Genomic DNA, 23,014 nt, shown 5'->3' on the forward strand with positions numbered 1-23,014 from the left:
TTCTTTCTATATCGTATATCTTCAAAATTTGTTTAACACGATTATATTATTTTTACAGAGAATTAAACATTCCATTTATTTTGATGATTTTAGATTCCCCTACAGCAAAAGACCTCAAATCCTTGTTTACCAAGATTTTGAGGTCTATTTATTAATCGTCCTTTCATACTTCTTCAAGCATTACATACAACATGCTTTTACATTAACCATCTCTTCCACTTTCAATATATTGCTTCAATGCATCCAAATCTTTCGCACAGGCTTTTCTAAACGTTCCCGCGATCATTTTACCGAAGAATTTTGCCATGCCAGTTAGTTCATTTATTTCTCCAGACAACGTGACATCCGTATCCTTATCATTTGTTGAAGAGAGATTGTACGTGTAAATAAACTCTCCCTTTCCCGTTGTTCCTTTTGTTCCATCACAGCTAAGAACAATTTTCTCAGGACGTACCAGCTGAACAACTTCAAAGTGCTCTGTCGCCATTTGTCCGAACATTTTTCTTGTTTCGAGCCACTGGCTTCCTTCTTGAACTTGTCCCTCATCTAGTCGTTCCATTCCTTCAAAGCCATGCATCCATTCTCTTGCATCATCTAGGTTAATCAGACTTTCATATACTATTTCTTTCGGTGCATGAATGGTTCGATGCACTTGAAATCGAATACTCAACTGGACTTCCTCCTCCAAAATATATCGCTCCGTACGCACATTTTACATGAATATGAATATATTTCGTATCATTTACAATTGGCCCTGTTACTGAATACTACCCCAGCTTTCTATTAATTGATAATGATTCGAATTCTTCCTTCAAAATCGAATACAGCTTTAAATCCTCATGTCTCCCTTTTACAAGCATCCCTTTACGAATAATCCCCTCAAACGTCATGCCTACCTTTTCCATTACGCGCTCAGAACCGATATTCGCGACAAAGCATCTCGCTTGAATACGGACTAATTGCATGTTAGAAAATCCGAATGCTATGACTGCCTTAGCTGCTTCTGTTGTCAAACCTTTTCCCCAATAATCTTGGTGAATACAATATGCAATCTCTGCACTTTGATGTTTTGGATTCCACGAAGCCAAATCGACCGTCCCGATAATCTTTCCTGTCTTTTTATGTTCCATCCCCCATGGTGATAGATCTTTCTTTTTATAATTATTTAAGATAAATTCGACGAACGCTTCTGTATCTGCTAGCGATTGATGGGCATCCCACGTTACAAACCTTGTTACTTCTGAGTTTGAACAGTATGCATACATATCTCGCGCGTCTTCCATCGTTATTTTTCTAAGTAGGAGACGTTCTGTTTCAATTCTTGGCAAATCACTGTAAATAGCCTCCATATTCATCGAATCCCTCCATTCGTTCTACTCATTATAAAGGAATTTTTTGAAAAATAAACCACTTAAACTAAACTAAATAAGGCACGAATGTTATAACATTCGTGCCTGGTGTTCGTTCTCTTTAAAATTGTACAAGAAAATATTTCTTCTTCCCGCGTCTAATAATCGTAAACTGATCCTCAATACGATCATCAGCTGTTACAACATAATTCACATCTTGTTGTTTTTCGCCATTAATAGATACAGCCCCATTGCCAATGTCTTCTCTTGCTTGGCGTTTCGAGGAAGAAATGGAAGCCTGTACTAATAGATCCACTAAGCTAATATCTTCTTTTTGCGCCTCATATGTTGGTACATCCTTAAAGCCTTGTTCAATATCACTTGCAGATAACTGCTTCAAGTCACCACTAAATAATGCTGCGGATATTTTAATTGCTTGCTCCAATGCTGCTTCCCCATGAATCGTTCGCGTCATTTCTTCAGCAAGTCGTTTTTGGGCAACGCGATTTTCTGGACGCTGTTCTACTTCTTGCTCAAGCTCTGTAATCTCCACTTCAGATAAGAATGTGAAGTAGCGTAAGAATTTAGCAACATCACGGTCATCCGTATTGATCCAGAACTGGTAAAATTCATATGGGGTTGTTTTTTCCGGATCTAGCCATACTGCATTTCCTGCTGTTTTACCAAATTTAGTCCCGTCTGCTTTTGTAATGAGCGGTACAGTAAGACCAAATACTTTAATTTGCTCATCTTCATCTTCTCTTGAACGACGAATAAGCTCCATACCTGCAGTAATATTTCCCCATTGGTCACTTCCACCAATTTGCAAGGTACAGTTTTCCTGCTCGTACAATTTCAGGTAGTCAAGCGACTGCAAAATCATATAGCTAAACTCTGTAAATGTAATCCCTTGTTCAATTCGGGCAGAAACAGATTCCTTTGCTAGCATGTAGTTGATTCCAAAATGTTTTCCTGCATCTCGCAGAAAATCAATAATTGTCATATTGCCAAGCCAGTCGTGATTATTTCTTGATTGTACTGGATTGTCACCTTGATCGGTATCAACCAGCTTGCTAATTTGCTCTCTGATTTTCTCTGTAAACCCGTGGACAACCTCGCTTGTGTTTAACGAACGTTCACTGGATCTTCCACTTGGGTCACCAATCATTCCAGTTCCTCCACCTACAAGCGCAATTGGCTTGTGTCCCGCTTGTTGAAATCTTTTTAACATTGTCAGTGGCACTAAATGTCCAATGTGCAGACTATCTGCAGTTGGGTCAAATCCACAATATAGAGTAATCTGATTCTCTTTCAAATGCTTTTCTAATCCTTCTCGGTCCGTTACTTGGTGAACCAGACCACGGTTTTCAAGATCTTGTAAAATATCCATTCTCCACACTCCAATACTTTTTTAAAATCAAAAAACTCGCCCCCTCAAAAAAAAGGGACGAGTTGAACACGCGGTACCACCCTTGTTGCTAAATCATTAGCCACTTGGGATTGTTAACGATGTCTCCACCGTTCTTTCGGTATATCTACCAAAGAAATGCTCCAGACTGTAATTCACTTGCAAATATATACTGGCTTGCACCTTCCGCCAGCTCTCTTCGAATAGTGATTTGCTAAGCTACTGCGATCCTTCATCACATAATATGTAATAAAATTTATTATATACATTCATAACACATCTGTAACGTAAATGCAATATTTAATTTAGAAATATGATACAACAAAAAACGCACTTATGCTATAATATATATGAAATTTAGGGGGTTCACAAATGGAATTTAAAGAAAAAATGCTCGAATATAAGAAGAAACTGTCGACCCTATGGAAAACAGGGAAAATCCAACGGTCATCACGGATTACCTATGATGTTGTCTGGAATGTTATTTTATTCGTTCTTGTTATAGGTTTTATTGGATTTATATTTGCAGGGGCTATTGGGGCAGGCTATTTCGCATCGCTTGTAAAGGATGAACCTATTCGAAGCTACGAGACGATGGCTCAGGATATTTATGACTACTCAGAAACATCAAAGCTCTATTTTGCTGATGATGTTTACTTTGGTGACATCAACTCCGAGATTCATCGCGAAGAAACGACATTAGAAAATATCTCACCAATATTAACACAAGCAGTTATCGCTACAGAAGATGAATATTTTAATGAACATAAAGGGATTGTACCAAAAGCAATTTTTCGTGCAATGATTCAGGAAGTAGCGAATTCTTCAGTTCAAACTGGTGGGAGTACACTAACACAGCAATTGATAAAAAACCAAATACTTACCGATGAGGTTTCTTTTGAAAGAAAAGCAGTTGAAATGCTGCTCGCACTTCGTTTAGAAAGATTCTTTGAAAAAGAGGAAATTCTAGAAGCCTATTTAAATATTGTACCTTATGGTAGAGATGCATCTGGTAGAAATATCGCAGGAGTTCAAACCGCCGCACAGGGAATCTTTGGCACCGATGCGGGTGACGTTAATCTTCCCCAAGCCGCATATCTCGCTGGACTGCCTCAAAGCCCTTCTGCCTATACCCCATTTGTCAATAGTGGTGGTCTAAAAGATGAAGCAGGTATTCAACCAGGAATAAATCGAATGAAAACCGTGCTCTATCGCATGTACGATATGGAATACATTACAAAGGAAGAATACGAAGAAGCTTTAGATTATGATATTGCAGCAGATTTCACGGAAGAAACGCCATCATCAAGGGAAACATATCCGGTATTAACCTTTGAAATCGAGGAAAGAGCGACCAAAATCATCAAAAAAATCCTCGCTGAAGAGGACGGATATACATCAGGGGATCTTAATAAAAATGAAGCTTTAAACAAGGAATATGAAGAACTTGCATCACGAGCTTTAAGAAACAATGGGTATGAAATTCATTCAACGATTGATAAGGAAATTTACGATGCTTTCCAGGAAATCGGTAAAAATTATCAGAACTATGGCCGCGACCATACGTTTACTGTAAAAGATGACGAAACAGGTGAAACAACGAGCTGGACAGAGGAAGTACAAGCTGCTGGAATGCTAATCGACAACAAATCAGGTAGAATTATTAGCTTCTTCGGTAACCGTGCGGGAAGTGTAGATAATCATTATAATTATGCTACAAAGGCGGTTCGTTCCAATGGTAGTACGATTAAACCTCTACTCGATTATGCTCCAGCAATGGAAAAAGGTGTCGTTCAACCGGGAACACCAATAGCGGATTACCCAAGAACCTTTCCGAACCCTGGTTCAGAACCTTATAATTTAAGCAACTATGGTGGCGGTACGTATGGAATGGTCTCTGCACGAAGAGCATTGGCTAGTTCTTATAATATCCCAGCAGTTGATACGTATATGAAAATCATTCAGGATAATCCTGCTAAGGAATATTTAGAGAAAATGGGTATTACAACGTTAACAGCAGGCGACCAGATTCAACCTTCTCTCGCCTTAGGAGGGATGGATCGAGGTGTAACCGTAGAAGAGAATATCAATGCCTTTAGTACGCTTGGTAATAACGGAAACTTTGCCGATGGTTATATGATTGAAAAAATCGTAACAAAAGGTGGAGATGTCCTTTATGAACATCAATCGGATCCTGTAGAAGTATTTTCACCACAGACGAGTTATTTAACACTCGATATGATGCGTGATGTGATTTCATCAGGTACTGGGGCTTATCTAAACTCGCAATTAAAACATGGGGGCGTCGATTGGGCAGGTAAAACTGGTACATCAAATGATTATAAAGATGCCTGGTTTGTTGCAGTAAATCCAAATGTAACCTTTGGTACATGGATGGGATATAAGACACCAGCTTCCATTTATGATGCGAGCCATTCCCTTAGCTATAGTCAGCGAAACATGAAGCTTTGGTCGGAATTTATTAATGCTGCATCCGATATTAAACCAGAACTTGTAGCACCTAAGCAAAAATTTGAACGTCCAGGCGGAATTGTTGAGCGTAGCTATTGTTCGATTTCTGGTATGCTACCATCGGATTTATGCGAAAAGGCAGGTTTAGTTAAAACCGATTTATTTAATGAAAAATTCGTACCTACAGAAAAGGATGACAGTCTTATTTCCGGAAACCAAGTTCTTGTTGATGGAAAAGCGGTAAAAGCTGGTTCCAATACACCGAGTGAATTTACAAACGGCAATGGGATTACCTTTAACCCCGAATGGTTAAAAAGAAATGGATATGATAAACTCAGTGACCTTTCCGTCCTCTACCCAACAAGAGGTGAGGATGCTGAGAAATGGAAGAAAATCGGAATTCCTAGCGGGTCTGCTGGAAGCTCAATCAAAGATGATGGAAAAGCTCCTGGAGCGCCAACATCTGTCAAAAAGTCAGGCAATAAGCTGACTTGGAATGAGCCTGGCAGTAACGATGTTGTTGGTTATCGAATTTACCGCGCTAGTTCCTCCGGTGGGGACTTTAAGCTAGTCGGCAATTCCAGCAAATCCGAATATAATATAGGTAATGAAAATGCTGTTTTTACGGTAAAAGCTGTCGACTACTTTGGAAATGAATCCAAAGCATCGTCTGAAGTAATTGTTGGTAATAAACCAAAGAATAAGGATACATCCAATAAGGATAAAGACGACGATAAAAAGGATGACAAACAAAAAGAAAGCAAGGATAATAAAGAAAAAAAAGATGAGAAATCCGATAAAAAAAATGACAGTAATGACAACAACAAATCAAATGACGACGATGAATAATACATGATGTATCTTTGAGGGGGATTTGTAGCTCCCTCTTTTTTTTGGCTGTACTCTCCTCTTCGCAACTCACGTGGTTACATTCAGCCTACCCTTTTCAAGGAACTTTCACAAAATACTAAAAATAACTACAGAAATCCTGTATAATAAAGATATGAAAGCGGATTAAATACAGGTGGTGAACAAATGGAGCATGTAAAAAATTTTCACAGCTTATCATACGAGACCGCTCAAGGAACCATTGTTATTGAAGGACCATTACCTGCATCGGAGTTAAGCCAGTACCATTTCCATGAACAACTGACCGCCTTCCGACCTGCAGCAAAGCAATTCGAGGCTCTCCTTGAGATAGCAGAATTCCCAGAAGGAAGAATCCTTGTCGCAAGAACAGCAGATACAATTGTCGGCTATGTCACCTACTTACACCCCGACCCACTGGAAAGATGGTCAACGTTTAATATGGAGGATTTAATAGAATTAGGTGCAATAGAAATGATTCCTGCGTATCGTGGGGAAAGAGTTGCATCCAACTTATTAAAGGTTTCCATGATGGACGAGTATATGGAGAATTATATAATTATCTCTACGGAGTATTATTGGCACTGGGATTTGGAAGGGACAAAATTAAGCATCTGGAATTACCGTAAAGTTATGGAAAAAATGATGGCTGCAGGTGGTTTACTCCCTGCCCCGACAGATGATCCCGAGATTATTTCTCACCCCGCAAATTGTCTAATGGTTCGAATCGGAAAAAATGTTCATGAAGAATCCATTCAACAATTCGATAAACTTCGATTTTTGGCAAGGAATAAATATCGAGACATGAGAGAAGGTTTGTAGTATGCATGTTGAAGAGATTATGAAACAGGATGTTGTTACCCTGAAGCCAGGAGCAACGATTGCAAATGCATTAGAACTGTTGGAACAACACCGCATCCGCCATATTACCATCGTGGATGACGCTAACCAGGTGATTGGAATCGTTTCCGACCGCGATGTACGTGATGCTAGTCCGTCGACATTTATTAAAGATGCAGACAACAGTGAATTGCAAAATGAAATCCAAACGATTATGAGTCACCCTGTGATTACGATTCATCCAATGGATTTTGTGGAAGAAGTCGCATCGATTTTTTATGAAAAAGAAATCGCTTGTCTTCCAGTTGTCCGTAATAATCGTTTAGTTGGTGCCGTCACAGAAAAAGACATGCTTTATACACTGATCCAATTAACAGGCACGCATGTTCAAAGCTCATTAATTGAAGTAAAAGTTCCTGACAGACCCGGTATTCTTCCTGAAGTTACAGCTATTTTCGGAAAGAGAAAGACGAACATTGCCTCTGTCTTAGTTTATCCGTACAAAAATGATTTAACTTACAAAGTTCTAGTATTCCGTATTCAAACGATGAATCCAATGCCTATCATTCAGGATCTCCGTAACGCTGGCTATGAATTACTGTGGCCAAACAACAGGATTGGACTGACATAATATGAGCAACAATTTAGCTTTTGTTTTTTCCAATGATTACTTATCCTACCATTTCCATAAGGATCATCCCTTTAATCACAAACGGGTGCAATTAGCGAAGGAATTATTGGAAATGAGTGGTGCTTTAACAAACCAAGATATTATTCCTGCAAGGATGGCAACGGATGAAGAGCTTGCTCTATTTCATGATTATGATTATATCGATGCAGTAAAACGAGCTGGTAGAGGCGGATTAAACGAAAAATTTGGACAGGAGTACGGTTTAGGAACGGAAGACACACCGATATTTAAAAATATGCATGAGGCAAGCAGTTTTTTAGTCGGCGGTACATTAACCGCTGTCGATGAAGTGATCAGTGGTAAAAGGGATCATGTGCTAAATCTTGGTGGTGGTTTACATCACGGCTTCCAACGAAAAGCTTCTGGATTTTGCATTTATAACGATAGTGCTGTTGCAATCAAATACATTCGCAAAAAATACAATCTGAGAGTAATGTATATTGATACCGATGCTCACCACGGTGACGGCGTACAATGGGCATTCTATGATGATCCAAATGTATGCACCTTTTCTATTCATGAAACGGGGAGATACCTTTTCCCAGGGACAGGAAATGTGAATGAGCGTGGTATTAAGGAAGGTCATGGCTATTCCTTTAACCTTCCCATTGATGCCTTCACACAAGATGAATCATTTCTACATGTCTATGAAACTGCCGCAAAAGAAATTGCAGCTTTTTTTAAGCCAGATGTGATTGTGACACAGAATGGTGCTGATGCCCATTGCTTTGATCCATTAACACATCTTTGTGGCACAATGGCGATCTATGAAAGAATCCCATCCGTCGCACATGAATTAGCACACCAATATTGCGATGGAAAATGGATTGCAATTGGCGGAGGCGGCTATGATATGTGGCGAGTTGTTCCTCGTGCCTGGGCTCAAATATGGAATGTGATGAAAAATGGCGGACCAGCAAGAGGAGCACTTCCTGTTCAATGGATCAAGAAGTGGCAAGAAGAATCGCCTGTTGAATTACCAACCAATTGGCATGATGGTATAGAAGCTATTCCAGAGATTCCTAGAAAAGCTGAAATTACCGAGAAAAATGAACAATTATTAAAAAGTCTATTAAAATATACGAAACCAATTCCCTAGACGATACATGGTAAGCTAAATGTCCTCTAAACAAGCAAGAAGCTGTCCGTTCCAGACAGCTTCTAAGTAGACTATTTATCGACTATATGGTGTAACCATATTTCCATATCTGATAAAGGTCTTGATATTTTTTTCTACGCCTGATTAACACGCTCGCCAACATAGTTTTCCTTATCTTCAATCGTTTTTCTCTCTTTCACGTCTTTTGAAAGAAAGGCACTAAGTTTTTCTTCTAAAATGCGTGGGTTTTGTCCAGATTGAACACCAATAATACCTTCAATAATAATTTGTTTCGTAAAAACCTCTTCCTCTGTCTTAGCCTCTAACTTGCTCGCCATTGGAAGGAAGAACAAGTTGGCAAGCACTGTACCGTAAAGGGTTGTCAAAAGCGCAACAGCCATACTCGGACCTAATGTCCCAGGATCTTCTAACGTATTCAGCATAAGAACAAGTCCAATTAATGTTCCAATCATTCCCCATGCAGGTGCATAATCCCCTGCCTTCTCAAAGAGCACTCTTCCTTTATAATGTCGATCTTCCATTGCTGTAATTTCAGCATTCATAATATCGGTAATGACCTCAGGTTCAATACCATCGACCGCAAGAAGTACACCCTTTTTAATAAATGGATCTTGAACCTCCTCGAGCTCACTTTCCAATGCGAGAATACCATCCCTTCTCGCCCGCTCTGAAAGACGCACAAATAGATGAATAAGTTCAGCTAGCTGCATATCATTTTTATGAAATGCCTCTTTCATAATCTTACCTGTTAACTTAATTTGATCCATTTTGAATGTGACTAGCATGGAAGCAAATAAGCCTCCGATTACAATAAATACGGAAGGTATGTCTGCAAACGATGCAACTCCTTCCGTTCCACTATTCGTCATAATTGCCAACATAAGCATAATAAAACCTAAAGTAATACCAATCGGAGTTAGGAAATCGCGTTTTCTCATATTCATTTAGCTCCCTATGTCTCATTACTAAAAACAAGAAGAGTTCAAAAGGTTACCCATTTCACAACATATGCTTCCATATCTGATGGCAACTTTTTGAACATCTATCTAATTTACTATTTATATCGGCATTATTTTTCTAATGTTGAGTTTCTTAATTCAAGTCGATGTGGCAATACAACATTATTATCTTCAACTTCTTCTTTATTCATATATTTTGTGAGTAGACGCATTGCCACTGCACCAATATCGTAGGTTGGTTGTACAACTGTTGTCAGTGTAGGGCGAACCATTGTTGATAACCGTGTATTATCAAAGCCAAATACTTCCAAATCGTTTGGTACGTTTAATCCCCGGTCCTGGGCACCGTGGATAACCCCTAATGCAAGCTCATCATAGGTTACAAATATAGCAGTCGGCTTTTCATCCAAGTTTGCGAAATACTCTACTGCTTCTAATCCCGTTTGATAAGCATAGGCTCCTTTGTAAATAAATTCCTCATTTAATTCAATAGAAGCATCTTTGAGCGCACGAAGGTACCCATTATATTTTAATGTATTTACACCAAAATCTAAATTACTTGCAACTAACGCAGGATGTTTATGTCCATTCTCGATCAAGTGAGTAGTCGCTTCATATGCAGCGAGCTCATAATCAATGTTTATCGAAGGAATCTTATCTGCTGGATCATGCGTAGCTGCAAGTACAACTGGTACAGAAGACGTTTTAAATTGTTGGATATGGTCGTCGTCAATACTTCCTCCCATAAATAAAATTCCGTCCACTTGCTTTTCTAACATCGTATTAATGAGTTGCAGCTCTTTATCTTTATTCTGATCCGAACTACTTAAAATGATATTATATTTATACATCGTTGCGATATCTTCAATTCCTCGTGCAAGCTCTGAGAAGAAGATATTCGAAATATCCGGGATAATCGCTCCCACAGTAGTTGTTTTTTTGCTTGCTAATCCTCTAGCCACTGCATTCGGACGATAGCCTAATCGTTCAATCGTTGCTAATACTTTTTTACGTGTTGTTGGCTTTACATTTGGGTTTCCATTAACAACACGAGAAACAGTAGCCATTGAGACATTCGCCTCACGCGCTACGTCATATATTGTTATATTCATCTAAGTCTACCTCCTAATAAAATCACAAATCGACTTCTATTCTTTATATAATACTCTAGGATGAAAAAAATTACAAAAAAAATCTTAAAAACCGGCAAATTGTCTAAAATTGTACACAAATGCGAGCACAGCCACTATTAGGTTTAACAAAAAACAATACTAGCATACTTCTATTACTTACTAAAGTCTAAATAAAAAGCCAGCATCCAAAAAACTCCCACAAAAAAAGAAAGGCTGTCCATTTGTTCAGCCTTTCTTCTAGTACTATTTATTTCAAGCGATTTTCGAGACCTTTAAGCTCTTCAAAGAATTGATCGAACGTTGGAATATCCATTTGCTGTGCGGAGTCAGATAACGCAACCGCAGGATCTGGATGTACTTCAGCCATAACACCGTCTGCTCCAATTGCAAGTGCTGCTTTTGCTGTTGGAAGTAATAGATCACGTCTTCCTGTTGAGTGTGTAACATCAACCATAACTGGAAGGTGTGTTTCTTGTTTCAAAATTGGAACTGCTGAAATATCTAATGTGTTACGTGTTGCTTTTTCGTAAGTTCGAATACCACGTTCACATAAAATAATATTCCCATTACCACGAGAGATAATGTATTCTGCTGCATTAATGAATTCAGAAATCGTTGCGGATAGACCACGCTTTAATAGCACTGGTTTATTCGTATCTCCTGCTGCCTTCAATAATTCAAAGTTTTGCATGTTTCTTGCACCAATTTGAATGACATCAATGTAATCAATCGCTTCTTCGATATGTGCAGGGTTCACAATTTCACTGATTACTGCTAAATCATATTCATCAGCAACACGTTTTAAAATTTGTAATCCTTCTACACCAAGTCCTTGGAAATCGTATGGAGAAGTTCTTGGTTTAAACGCTCCTCCACGCAGTAAATTAAGCCCTTTGCTCTTTACTGATTCTGCAACCGCAGCTACCTGCTCATAGCTTTCGACCGCACACGGACCAAATACATAGCTTGTATTTCCATTTCCTACTTTGGCACCTTTAATTTCTATAACAGTATTTTCAGGTTTCTTTTTTCTTGAAACGAGTAATGCTTTACTATGATCATCTTCTTGCAATTCCAAACTCGCTTTAAAAATTTCTTTAAAAATATGTTCTAGCGTCGAATTTTGGAAAGGACCATTGTTATTATCTTTGATTTTATCCAACATTTCTCTTTCACGCACTGGATCAAATCGTTTGATACTTTGCTTCGTTTTCAGCTGACCAATTTGCTGAACAATCTCCGCACGTCGGTTTATTAATTCCAAAATTTCTAAATTGACATCATCCATCTGAACTCTAAGCTGTTCCATTTCATTACTCATTTCCAATCCCCCTGAAGTCATTTTTTAATAATTAGAGACAATTATAGCTAAAATTCTTTCATTTGTCACCAATAAGTTTATAATATAATAGATATCTTTTTACTTATTCTAATAATCTATTAAAAGGAAGGAGTTTTAGCGATGGGAGATCCTATTTTTGCCCTCGATATTGGTACTCGTTCCGTTACCGGCATTATATTGGAAAAGCTAGATCATACATTCACAGTCATTGATTATTATATGAAAGAACATACAGAACGCTCGATGCGTGATGGGCAAATACATAATGTAGTAGCGGTGGCTCAAGTGATTCAAGAGGTGAAAGAAAAACTTGAAGAAAAAGTAGGTAGCACATTTACAAAAACCTGTGTTGCCGCTGCTGGAAGATCACTGAAAACGGTGGAAGCAAGTGCTTCTATTTCATTGCACCATCACCCAATTACAGATACAGATGTAATTAAACATTTAGAGCTTACCGCTGTACAACATGCGCAGCATTTCCTTGCCCAACAAGAAAAAAATAATGATTACAATAATTATTATTGTGTTGGATATTCCGTTCTAAATTATAAGCTCGACCAAGAACAAATTGGCTCGCTCATTGACCAAAGTGGCGAAGAAGCTACTGTTGAAATTATTGCGACGTTCCTTCCGAAAGTTGTTGTGGAATCCCTACTAGCAGCACTGCGTCGAGCAGACTTGGATATGGAGGCACTGACACTAGAGCCAATAGCTGCCATCCATGTGTTAATACCCGAATCAATGCGTAGACTGAATGTAGCGCTTGTTGATATTGGTGCAGGAACAAGTGATATCGCAATCACAGATAGAGGTACTGTCGTAGCCTATGGAATGGTTCCGATTGCTGGTGATGAGGTAACTGAAGCGATAAGTGATCATTACTTACTTGATTTTCCGAAGGCCGAAGAAACGAAACGAGAAATCGTGAACAATGGGGAATATACAGTTGCTGATATATTAGGCTTTGAATCTATCATCACCTATGAAAAACTCGCTCAAGATATTGCAAAATCTGTCGAGCGACTAGCTGAAGCAATAGCTGCTGAAATCATTCAGTTAAATGCAAAGGCTCCACGTGCAATCATGCTAGTTGGGGGTGGAAGTTTAACACCAAACTTAACAACCGCACTTGCAGATAAACTGGACCTTCCACATAACCGCGTGGCTATTCGTGGAATCGATGCCATTCAAAATTTACGTCATGAGGGTGTGCCAACTGGCCCTGACTTTGTTACGCCAATTGGAATTGCAATTGCCGCCAAACAAAATCCTGTGCATTATGTTAGCGTAACTGTCAATAAGCAAGTCATTCGTCTATTTGAGATGAAGCAACTTACCATCGGTGATTGTTTAATTCAAGCTGGCATCAAATTGAATAAACTTTACGGAAAACCTGGATTAGCCTCAATCGTTACGGTAAATGGAAAAGAAATCACACTTCCAGGCAGCTTTGGTGAAGCACCGCAAATCTATTTAAACAACAACATTGCACACGTCGATGACTTTATCAAAGATCGTGATGAAATTGAATTTGTTGCTGGTGCTGACGGAAAGCCTATCAAGCCAACATTACAGGAGCTTATCGGTGATGCACCAATGTTGACTGTCTTCTATAACAAGAAGCCTTATAAGCTGCAAACTGACTTATATGTAAATGGAAGCGTGCAAAATCCTGATTATGTTATAAAAGATGGCGACAAAATCATGTGGAAACAAACAAAAACAATTCGCGCATTTTTACAAGATCAGAAGTTAATTACGAGCATCACGACAAAACCATTTACAATACGAGTCAATAACCGATCGATTACGATAACAACTGGGACAACTAAAACCTTTGTCAACAATGAGGAAGCAGCATTAGATGACATCTTAAAGTCGAACGACCGAATAGAAGTTATGATAGCAAAGCAACCGACTGTCCGTGACTTATTACAGCAACTTGATAAAAATGCTTCAAATAAGGTCACTGTCACGTTTAATGGAGAAAAGGTTACAATGACACAACCACTTGTTACAATCAAGCGAGAGCAGGATATATTACATGTTGAGGACCACTTACAACCTCACGACATACTCGATCTCAAAGAGCAGAAACTAGAGTCGTTTATTTTTCAGGATGTTTTTCGTTATGTGCATATCGATTTGTCACAAGCAAACGGTAAGTTTAAGTTGTTGAAGAATAATAGCCCTACCTCGTTTGATGATGTAATCATCTCAGGAGATAAGCTAGAAATCCGTTGGGAAGACTAAAAATAGCTCCACTCTAATTTTTAAAAAGCACAAAAAAGGCTGTCACATCGACAGCCTTTTTTCACCTTATTTTGTTGCTGCTTTTGCAGTTTGTTTTACTTCCTCTTTTTTACTTGCTGCATCTGCCTTTACTTCTTTTGTCTTCTGCTCGGCATCCGCTTTTACTTCTTCTGCTTTCTCCGTAGCCTCTTTTTTCACTTCATTTGCCTTTTGGGAAGCATTTTCTTTTAATTCTTGTGATTTTTGTGTAACGTTCTCTTTTAACTCCTGAGATTTCTGTGCAACATTTTTAGAAAGTTGTGATGTCGTATCGACAGCTTTCTTTGTTAAATCAGCACTCGTTGCGATCGCTTTATCTTTCAGTTCGATCCCTTTCTCTTGTGCAACATCCTTGAATTCACTTGCACGATCTTTTACTTGTGTTGCACCTTGGTTAATATCACTTCTTAACTCTCTTCCTGATTTCGGTGCGAAGAGTAATGCTGTTGATGCACCAATAATAGCTCCCACGAGTGATCCAATAATAAAATCCTTTGTATTAATATTATTTTCTGCCATCCTTATTCCTCCTAGATTTAATTATTTTCTTTTTCTTTTATTCCAATATTCCAGTATGGAAGCTCCCCATTTAACTGCTTGTGCAGCCTTTTCTTGATCTTCTTTAGAGTATCGGGAAATCGTACTGGAAAGTTGCCTCAATGTTTGATTGAAATCTTTGACTGTATCACCAATACCTCTAGCACCTTCAAATAGGCCATCTAACTTTGCAGATTTATGATTGATATCGTCAGCTAAACGATTTGTTTTATTCAAAAGCTGCGTTGTTTCCGTTGTTACACCTTGCATCTGCTTTTCAAGTCCTTGCATTGTGTTTGATACGTTGTTCAGTGTTTCTTTTGTTGCTTTTAATGTGATAACTACATATACTACCAGCACGATAAATGCAATTACTGCAAGCAGTGCGGCAATATATAACATAACTTCCATTTCTAAAATCAGCTCCTTTTAAGTGTAGTATGGCTATTGTGTTGGTTTAAACAAGAGCATTTCCTTATTAATTACAATCATACACTTCTTAAAATAATACCCTAAATTTTCAAGGATAAACCTATGTATGAGCGAAGAAATACACTGTATGATGTAATAAACCTTTGCTACGCAGTGGCTCTCGCCTCTTCATTCCTTTGCCCTTATAGTATACCCCTTTCCCTTAACAATTTCGACAAATATGATAGAATTCCTGCCTAGTAGCGAGAAAAAAGTAGCTGATTGTATAGCTTGTTTTCCCATATAATTTATTAAGTAAACATAAACGACTTAATTAAGTTATTTTTTTATTTCCTGTTAAAGGTACATTCGCTGTATTATAGGAACGAGCTTAAATTGAAATAATTTGGTTTATTTCTGCACACAAAAATAAACCATCAATTACTGGAATTGATGGTTTACTATATTAGTTGTTTATTGAGTTTTTTAGCGTCTCTTCATACGCTTTTTGGAACTTTTGAATATCTCCAGCGCCCATGAAAATGACAACACTGTCTTTATACTGTTGTAACACTTCTGTTTGACTTAATTCCAGGATTTCACTTCCTGAAATTAATTGCTGTAAATCATTGATCGTCAGCTGACCCGATTCTTCTCGAGCTGAACCAAAGATATCACATAAATAAACAGAATCCGCTTCATTTAGGCTATCAGCAAACTCTTGCAAGAATGTTTTCGTCCTTGTGAATGTATGTGGCTGAAAAACAGCTACAACTTGCTTATTCGGATATTTCTTTCTCGCAGACTCAATTGTCGCCGTAATTTCTCTTGGATGATGTGCATAATCATCAATAATTACTTGACCAGCAATTTCCTTTTCACTAAAGCGACGCTTAACCCCTTTGAAAGTAGATAGATTTTTAATGTCCGCTGCTTGAATACCTTCATAATGGCAAATTGCAATAACAGATAGTGCATTTAAAATATGGTGGTTCCCATACATTGGAATCGTAAATGTATCGTAATACGTATTTCTAACGAACACATCAAATTGTGTTCCATTTTTCGTTTCCTGTACATTCTGTGCTTGGAAATCATTTGTTGCGGCAAACCCGTAATAAATGACGGGAACCTTCGTATGAATCTTTTGCAGCTCTTCATCATCACCACATGCAATAATACATTTTTTTACTCGGTCGGCCATCGATTGAAACGCATCTACTACATCATCAAGGCTCGTAAAGTAATCCGGATGGTCAAAATCAATATTCGTCATAATCGCATAATCAGGCTCATAGCTTAAGAAATGACGGCGGTACTCACAGGCTTCAAACACAAAGTACTGGCTGTCAACATGACCATTGCCTGTACCATCACCTATTAAATAAGAAATTGGGAATGTTTCATCCAATACATGGGCTAACAACCCAGTAGTTGATGTCTTCCCATGAGCACCTGTCACGGCAATGCTTGTATACTGCTTTAACCATTCGCCAAGGAATTCATGATATCTGTAAAATGTACAACCTAATCTTTTCGCTTCCTGGATTTCTATATGCTCATCTGAAAATGCATTTCCGGCAATAACGGTATACTCTTTTTTAATATTACTTTCAGAAAATGCAAGAATTGGAATCTGCTTTTCTTCAAGTGCTTCCTGCGTAAAAAACTTTTTCTCATAGTCAGACCCTTGCACCTTTTCACCCGAATCATGAAGGATCTGCGCAAGAGCACTCATTCCTGTCCCTTTAATACCAATAAAATGGTAAGTTGTCATAAACGAACCTCCAACTTGTTCATACAAACGTTACATCTGCAAATAATTGTATGAAAGGATATTCACACCGATTCATTATAGCAAAAATTGATATAGATTCAAACACTTTTCTCTGATTTACAAAATCAAGCCTGAATCATTCATTCGGAGCGTTATATTCAACCTTTTCCAATCGTGGATTTGGTCTAAACCTGCGCCCTTCTTTTGCTTCTGGACTTCCATTAAGCAGTACTAAATCTCCTGTAAACCCGATATTTAGCCTGAGTAAGCTTCTTCCGACACCATACATATCTACAGGTACTCCGGCTTTTTCAAATTCGGTAATCCGTTCTTCCGTGAATCCACCCGTAACCATAATTTTAACATGCTGGAACCCATCATCATCCAATGCTTCTCGTAACGCAAAAAGTAATTCGGGATTTACACCTCTTGGGTCAAATGTTCCCATTAAATGATGGTTTCTTAAAAAGTATTTATCAACTAATGTACGTGATGTATCAAGACGAACGGATTTCAATGCATCTCCAAATTCTCTAGCAACCTTTAATGAATCTGTTATCACATCATTATTATAATCAACAAGCGCTGCCAGATCGTCTTCTGGAAATAGTTCGTGATAGGCTTTAGCAGCTGCTACCGTATCTCCACGGAACATTTGAATCAATGCATGTGGCATTGTTCCCATTCCTTCTTTCCCCCACCATTCATTCATGGCATGGGTAGCTTGTGCAGTGGACCCACCGATAAATGCAGCATATCCGTCCCCTGCCTGGGTCGTATAATGGTCATCACGATCTCCCATAAAAACAACTGGCTTTTGCTCCCCGGAGGTTCGTGCAGCTTTTACCACATTGTATACATTTGTCGCGACAGATGTTCTTCTTGCAAGGATTCCATCAATAATTCCTTCTAAATAGCCAAATTGCTGATAAGACCCAGAAATAGTTAGAACCGTTTCATACGGACTAATTTTATCTCCATCTTTTAACGAGTGGATTTCCAATGTTTCTGGACGGTCCGCAAACGTATGTAACAATGCAATTACTTCATCTGTTCCGCACAGTACTGCGTGCTCCTTCTGAAAAAACTGCATCGTTACATAATTATTCGCTAATTTTTCCTCTGCAATCTTTTTCGTTTTTAAAAAATAAACAGCTGAAAACCATCCCTCTTGGATACGTTCATCAAATTTAAATGTTTTGTTCGTTAAACGTTTTATTTTGCCTGTTAGCTTTTGTTCGATTTCTTTCATCATAGATCTCCTTATCGGTTACAATTCGTTCTTTTATCATATAGAAATTTTACCAACTAGACAAATAAATTACATTTCATCTAGTTGGGATGGACTAATTAATACTTCTCGTGGTTTACTTCCATTCTGTCCGGAGATAATCCCTCGAGCTTCCAATGCATCAATCAAACGCGCCGCTCGGTTGTAGCCGATTTTAAAATGACGCTGCAAGAGCGATGTGCTTGCACTTTTATGGTTCATGACGAATTGAATTGCTTCGTCCATTAATTCATCTGCATCTTCGTCCAGCGTGATTTGTTCCAGCAATTGCTCCTGTTCAAATAGATAGTTCGGTTCTGCTAAACTCCGCGCGTAACTTGTGACTCGTTCGATTTCCTCATCGGAGACAAATGGGCCCTGTAAGCGAACGCTTTGTCCAGCACCGTTCTCAACGAATAACATGTCGCCTCTTCCAAGAAGTTTTTCCGCTCCACTTGAATCAATAATCGTCCGCGAATCGATTTGTGACGATACACTAAAAGCAATTCGGGTTGGGATATTCGCTTTAATAAGACCTGTAATTACGTCAACAGACGGACGCTGTGTAGCCAATAACAAATGAATCCCACATGCTCTCGCTTTTTGAGCAATTCGACTAATGGAATCCTCGACATCCTGCGGTGACATCATCATTAAGTCAGCAAGCTCATCAATAACAATAACGATGAAAGGCATTTTTGCACTGCTGCGCCCAAGTTTCGTCACCTTCTGATTATAACGTTCAATGTCCCTGACACCTTCTTGGACGAATTTCTCATAACGGTCTTCCATTTCATTAACCGCCCACTTCAGACTCTGTGTTGCAGCTTTGACATCTGTTATGACTGGTGCAACTAAATGCGGGATGCCGTTGTAAGGTGCAAGCTCAACCATTTTTGGGTCAATAAGCAAGAATTTAACATCTTCATGATTTGCCTTGTAGATAAGACTAATTAAGATCGTGTTAATACAAACACTCTTCCCTGACCCTGTTGCACCTGCAATCAATCCATGTGGCATTTTTTGGATATTCGTCACCTTTGGATTACCTTCAATCGTTAGTCCGAGTGCAATGCTTAGTGGCGATTCACTTTCTTTAAATTCCTTTGTTTCAAAAATACGTTGTAAGCCTACCATTTCTGCTTTCGGGTTGGGTATCTCGATTCCAACCGTATTTTTCCCCGGAATCGGTGCTTCAATACGGATATCTCGTGCAGACATATTCAATTTCAAATCATCGGAAAGATTTTTAATCTTACTTACCTTTACTCCTAGCTCCGGATGAACTTCAAATCTCGTAACAGACGGACCTTGTGTCGCTTTAACGACACGTGCACGTACATTAAAATATTTTAATGTTTGTTCCAGCAGTTGCTGCTGTTTATTTACCCAAATCTGATCTTCATTGTTTTTTTCTACTGGATCATTGAGTAAGTGAACTGGAATCTCGCGCACAGGCTCCTGTTGCTGGACTAAATCGATAACTTCTTGTTCAACTACTTCTTGTTGATTCACTGGTGCGCTTTCGTACTGTCCGTCAACCTCTGTAGTCTGTTGCTGCTGCATTGCTTCATTGCGTTTTCGATCATAAAGCCGCTTCTTATCTCTTGGCGTCATGATAACATTGAATGGATCCGACTTACGTTCACTTCTTCTTTCCGATACTTGACGAGACTCTTGTGTACTAAGCGGATTAATTTTTTCTTTTCTAGTTCTTTCCCGCTCTTCTGATCGTACTTTTTCAGTCTTTACTTCATTTTCAGCAGGTGCTTGTGTCGCTGCGACCTCTTTTTCTGCTTCTATTACAGTGCTTGTCTCTTCAGTCATAGGAGTAGATGCTATCGTAAGGCTTTCAACTTCCTTGCTTTGCTCTTCGATTGGTGTTACAGCTTTTCGCGCTCGTTCCTCTGCTCTGGATAGGACTGAAGATTGCTCTTCATTGAGCTTCTCTTCCTGTATTTGATCCTTCCGTTTAAAAGCTGGGACATTTTCGATTTCCTTCTCTTGCTGCCTTTTTTGAAATCCATAAATCGGTGATGGTACGTCTGTCGGCTGGAATGGAACATCTGGATCCTTTTTGTATACTTTCCGATCCTGCCTAATTGGCTCTTCGTACATTCTTTCTGGTCGCTTTTTCTCTTGCTTCTTAATTTCTGGCTTTTCACGATCATTTTGCCTTTTAGGCGGTCGATTAGCTGGCTTTTTAGTTTGCTCATCAGGTATCACAGGGAATCGAAAAGAATTTCGTTCTGGATACTGATACATCATTCTTGCTTCAACTTGTTTATTTTCCTTATTTTGAAGGCTATGATTCGCCTTGATTTCCACAACTTCTTCTACTTCCACTTCAACTTCTTCGGTAAAAATGTTTTTAATTCGTTTCTTCCATTGATCCCACATATAATCACTCTTTCTTTTCATTGAAAACAATGTGCACGTATCACACGTACACAATAGGATTGAACTAATACATTCTATAAATTACATATTCTTGCAATGATAAAGTCAATCATTTTCTATTCTAGCAGTTTTTATGATTTTTTGAAACGTATGTAAGAAAACATAAGTTGAATTACCTGGTTTACCGCCATCTATTATAGGTCTCGAGCAATGGAGATTGTCTATGTAACTCAAGGAAGATGAGGAACTTGATGTAAATTCGATGCATTTTATCTTTCTAAACGCACACCTAGTCACTAGAGTTGGACGAGCAGGTGAAAAAAAGAACAACCCTGCACTGATGTGAAAGGTTGTCCTTTTGTCTCATTTAAACTATAAATTCTTCTCCTACTGAATAAGAATCATCCAATACATAAATTCCTTTTTCCGCTGGAGCATCCGGGAGTCCTAATTCCTTTTGCGAACAAATCATACCATTCGATGGCACCCCACGTAATTCAGACGGTTTAATTTTCAAACCACTTGGCATTGTTGCGCCAACTTTGGCAACGACTACTTTTTGACCTGCATCCACATTTGGTGCCCCGCAAACAATTTGCAAGGTCTCATTGCCAACATCAACTTGGCAAACACTTAATTTATCCGCATTTTCATGACCATCCTTACTTGTTACATAGCCAACAACAAATTTTGGACTCAAGTCAAAATCAAGCTGATCATTCAATTGATTTACCGCGAATAATTGCTTAATCTCTTGTAATAAAGCTTCCGTCAGCTTTATCTTTCCTTTTTCTATTAAATCGAAATGCTTCGATGCTTCAAATATATTGTAGCCAAGCACCTCTCCAGCCTTTGACGTTATTTTTGTAATTGAACCGAATGTTTCGTGTTCGATTTCATAACGGTCACCCTCTTTGATTGGAATCAGTAATACGTCACCAATACCATCTGGGTTGTAAAAAACATCCATTATTATCATCCTTTCTAGCTTTTTTCAGGTCTGTTTTTTGCAAGTATAAAGATTGGTTCCAATTTCTTATCTTCATAAATAAATGGAAGAGAGGTAATTGGAATACGTCCTTCCGCGAAAAACTTCATTGTCATCTGCGCTAAAACATCATACCCCATTTTATTCTGAATGTCAGCTACGATTAACACGTCTTGATGGGGAACAGCTACGGTTAAATCGCCTTTCGCATTCGCCTTCATCTCTTCTAAGAAAGCTTCATTCAATATTCTGCTTGCATCATAGCCATCCTGCGTTGCAACAAAATAAAAATCATTATCTGCAACCTGATCATGCTTATAATCAAGGCTCAAGGAACGTACATTAAATGTTGCTATTTCATCAATACGTGAAGCGGTCCAACCTTCTTGTTCGAGAAGCTTTTCATCAATCAATCGATAGGACTTCCCTAAATCAAGCGCATAAAAAACACGCGTTTCAGCTGTATGATCTTTATAGACAAGCTTTGCACCAGATTTGGTTTCCGTTGGAAAGGACGGGGAGCGCATTACAGGGTATATATGTTTCTCCATCCCTGCCAGCTGATGCTCCTCATTCATAATTCGGAGCGCTTCTTTCACATGCTCCTCCAGCTCATCGATAGCGACTTCTCCACGCTGATTGTATTTTACAATAACATTCGGTAATGTAATCGTAATTCCTTGGTTCGATTCCTTCCATTCTACTCGGAAAGTATCTTTATCACGATTAAACGAAGTCCTAAAATCCGCATTCGCAAACCGTTCTTCCAATATTTTTTTCATTTTAAAGCTCGTCATTTTCATGTAATCGTCACCTCCTGTGCTACCTGAGCTTATGCCGATAATCCGTCAATAAATTGCTCGATCTCTTCTTTTGTTTTCCGATCCTTACTAACAAAACGTCCAGCTTCCTTACCATTTACGAAAGCTAAGAAGCTTGGAATGCCATATATATCGTGTTCCTGACAAAGTTCAATAAAGTTATCTCGATTTACTTCGACAAATTGATACTGTGAATAGGCTTGTTCAATTTCAGGTAATATCGGCTCAATAACCCGACAATCCGGGCACCATCCAGCGGAAAACATAAAAATAACGCGTTCATTATCTTTTAAATCATTAAATTGCTCAACTGTTTCTAACTGTTTCATTTCGTCTC

General features: G+C 38.6%; 19 protein-coding genes and 1 other annotated feature. Of the genes, 5 read left to right on the forward strand and 14 right to left on the reverse strand.

The features are described 5' to 3' along the window. Positions 1-202: 202 nt before the first annotated feature. The 3 genes from F1560_RS15825 to tyrS all read right to left on the reverse strand — a co-directional run bounded on the left by F1560_RS15825 (position 203) and on the right by tyrS (position 2,739). Positions 203-670: an SRPBCC family protein gene (locus F1560_RS15825; protein ID WP_149475615.1), complete on the reverse strand. Its 468-nt coding sequence runs from the start codon at positions 668-670 to the stop codon at positions 203-205. 97 nt (positions 671-767) lie between these two features. Then, the gene (locus tag F1560_RS15830) at positions 768-1,355 is read right to left on the reverse strand and encodes a GNAT family N-acetyltransferase (protein WP_149475616.1); all 588 of its coding nucleotides are present in this window, start codon (positions 1,353-1,355) and stop codon (positions 768-770) included. 115 nt (positions 1,356-1,470) lie between these two features. Continuing rightward, on the reverse strand, positions 1,471-2,739 hold the full coding sequence (gene tyrS / locus F1560_RS15835) for a tyrosine--tRNA ligase (protein ID WP_149475617.1): 1,269 nt from the start codon (positions 2,737-2,739) through the stop codon (positions 1,471-1,473). Between the two features lie 50 nt (positions 2,740-2,789). After that, positions 2,790-3,002: a binding site (T-box leader), on the reverse strand. Between the two features lie 127 nt (positions 3,003-3,129). Here tyrS and F1560_RS15840 point away from each other — a divergent pair. The 4 genes from F1560_RS15840 (at position 3,130) to F1560_RS15855 (ending at position 8,726) form a co-directional block, all read left to right on the forward strand. Beyond that, the gene (locus F1560_RS15840) at positions 3,130-6,078 is read left to right on the forward strand and encodes a transglycosylase domain-containing protein (RefSeq protein ID WP_149475618.1); all 2,949 of its coding nucleotides are present in this window, start codon (positions 3,130-3,132) and stop codon (positions 6,076-6,078) included. A gap of 186 nt (positions 6,079-6,264) precedes the next feature. Beyond that, positions 6,265-6,918, forward strand: a complete 654-nt coding sequence (locus tag F1560_RS15845; RefSeq protein WP_149475619.1) for a GNAT family N-acetyltransferase — start codon at positions 6,265-6,267, stop codon at positions 6,916-6,918. Between the two features lies 1 nt (position 6,919). Next, a complete protein-coding gene (locus F1560_RS15850) occupies positions 6,920-7,567 on the forward strand; it encodes an acetoin utilization AcuB family protein (RefSeq protein WP_149475620.1) in 648 nt (215 codons plus the stop codon). Between the two features lies 1 nt (position 7,568). Next, a complete protein-coding gene (locus F1560_RS15855; protein WP_149475621.1) occupies positions 7,569-8,726 on the forward strand; it encodes an acetoin utilization protein AcuC in 1,158 nt (385 codons plus the stop codon). 134 nt (positions 8,727-8,860) lie between these two features. Here F1560_RS15855 and motP read toward each other — a convergent pair whose 3' ends face one another. The 3 genes from motP to F1560_RS15870 form a co-directional block, all read right to left on the reverse strand. Then, positions 8,861-9,685 (reverse strand): flagellar motor protein MotP, encoded by an 825-nt coding sequence (motP, locus tag F1560_RS15860; protein ID WP_149475622.1) that lies wholly within the window; start codon positions 9,683-9,685, stop codon positions 8,861-8,863. 131 nt (positions 9,686-9,816) lie between these two features. Further along, on the reverse strand, positions 9,817-10,818 hold the full coding sequence (gene ccpA, locus F1560_RS15865) for a catabolite control protein A (RefSeq protein WP_149475623.1): 1,002 nt from the start codon (positions 10,816-10,818) through the stop codon (positions 9,817-9,819). Between the two features lie 268 nt (positions 10,819-11,086). Continuing rightward, positions 11,087-12,160 carry a bifunctional 3-deoxy-7-phosphoheptulonate synthase/chorismate mutase gene (locus F1560_RS15870; protein WP_149475624.1) on the reverse strand — a complete coding sequence of 358 codons (1,074 nt, stop codon included), beginning with the start codon at positions 12,158-12,160 and terminating at the stop codon, positions 11,087-11,089. 141 nt (positions 12,161-12,301) lie between these two features. Here F1560_RS15870 and F1560_RS15875 point away from each other — a divergent pair, with 141 nt between their 5' ends. Beyond that, complete coding sequence (locus F1560_RS15875; RefSeq protein WP_149475625.1) at positions 12,302-14,434, forward strand: cell division protein FtsA; 2,133 nt, start codon at positions 12,302-12,304, stop codon at positions 14,432-14,434. A 66-nt stretch (positions 14,435-14,500) separates the two neighbouring features. Here the strand turns inward: F1560_RS15875 and F1560_RS15880 are convergent, their stop codons facing one another. The 8 genes from F1560_RS15880 to F1560_RS15915 all read right to left on the reverse strand — a co-directional run bounded on the left by F1560_RS15880 (position 14,501) and on the right by F1560_RS15915 (position 23,006). After that, positions 14,501-14,992 (reverse strand): YtxH domain-containing protein, encoded by a 492-nt coding sequence (locus F1560_RS15880; protein WP_149475626.1) that lies wholly within the window; start codon positions 14,990-14,992, stop codon positions 14,501-14,503. 21 nt (positions 14,993-15,013) lie between these two features. Beyond that, entirely contained in the window at positions 15,014-15,421 is a 408-nt protein-coding gene (locus tag F1560_RS15885; RefSeq protein WP_149475627.1) for a DUF948 domain-containing protein, read from the reverse strand. 466 nt (positions 15,422-15,887) lie between these two features. Continuing rightward, positions 15,888-17,198: a UDP-N-acetylmuramate--L-alanine ligase gene (murC, locus tag F1560_RS15890; protein WP_149475628.1), complete on the reverse strand. Its 1,311-nt coding sequence runs from the start codon at positions 17,196-17,198 to the stop codon at positions 15,888-15,890. A 136-nt stretch (positions 17,199-17,334) separates the two neighbouring features. Beyond that, positions 17,335-18,450, reverse strand: a complete 1,116-nt coding sequence (locus F1560_RS15895) for a nicotinate phosphoribosyltransferase (protein WP_149475629.1) — start codon at positions 18,448-18,450, stop codon at positions 17,335-17,337. A gap of 69 nt (positions 18,451-18,519) precedes the next feature. Beyond that, positions 18,520-20,868 carry a DNA translocase FtsK gene (locus F1560_RS15900; protein ID WP_149475630.1) on the reverse strand — a complete coding sequence of 783 codons (2,349 nt, stop codon included), beginning with the start codon at positions 20,866-20,868 and terminating at the stop codon, positions 18,520-18,522. 367 nt (positions 20,869-21,235) lie between these two features. Then, complete coding sequence (gene ytpR / locus F1560_RS15905) at positions 21,236-21,838, reverse strand: YtpR family tRNA-binding protein (RefSeq protein ID WP_149475631.1); 603 nt, start codon at positions 21,836-21,838, stop codon at positions 21,236-21,238. Between the two features lie 14 nt (positions 21,839-21,852). After that, entirely contained in the window at positions 21,853-22,659 is an 807-nt protein-coding gene (locus F1560_RS15910; protein WP_149475632.1) for a DUF1444 domain-containing protein, read from the reverse strand. Between the two features lie 29 nt (positions 22,660-22,688). Further along, positions 22,689-23,006 (reverse strand): thioredoxin family protein, encoded by a 318-nt coding sequence (locus F1560_RS15915; RefSeq protein ID WP_149475633.1) that lies wholly within the window; start codon positions 23,004-23,006, stop codon positions 22,689-22,691. Positions 23,007-23,014: the final 8 nt, after the last annotated feature.

It is taken from the genome of Oceanobacillus polygoni (assembly GCF_008304605.1).
Lineage (GTDB): Bacteria > Bacillota > Bacilli > Bacillales > Amphibacillaceae > Oceanobacillus > Oceanobacillus polygoni.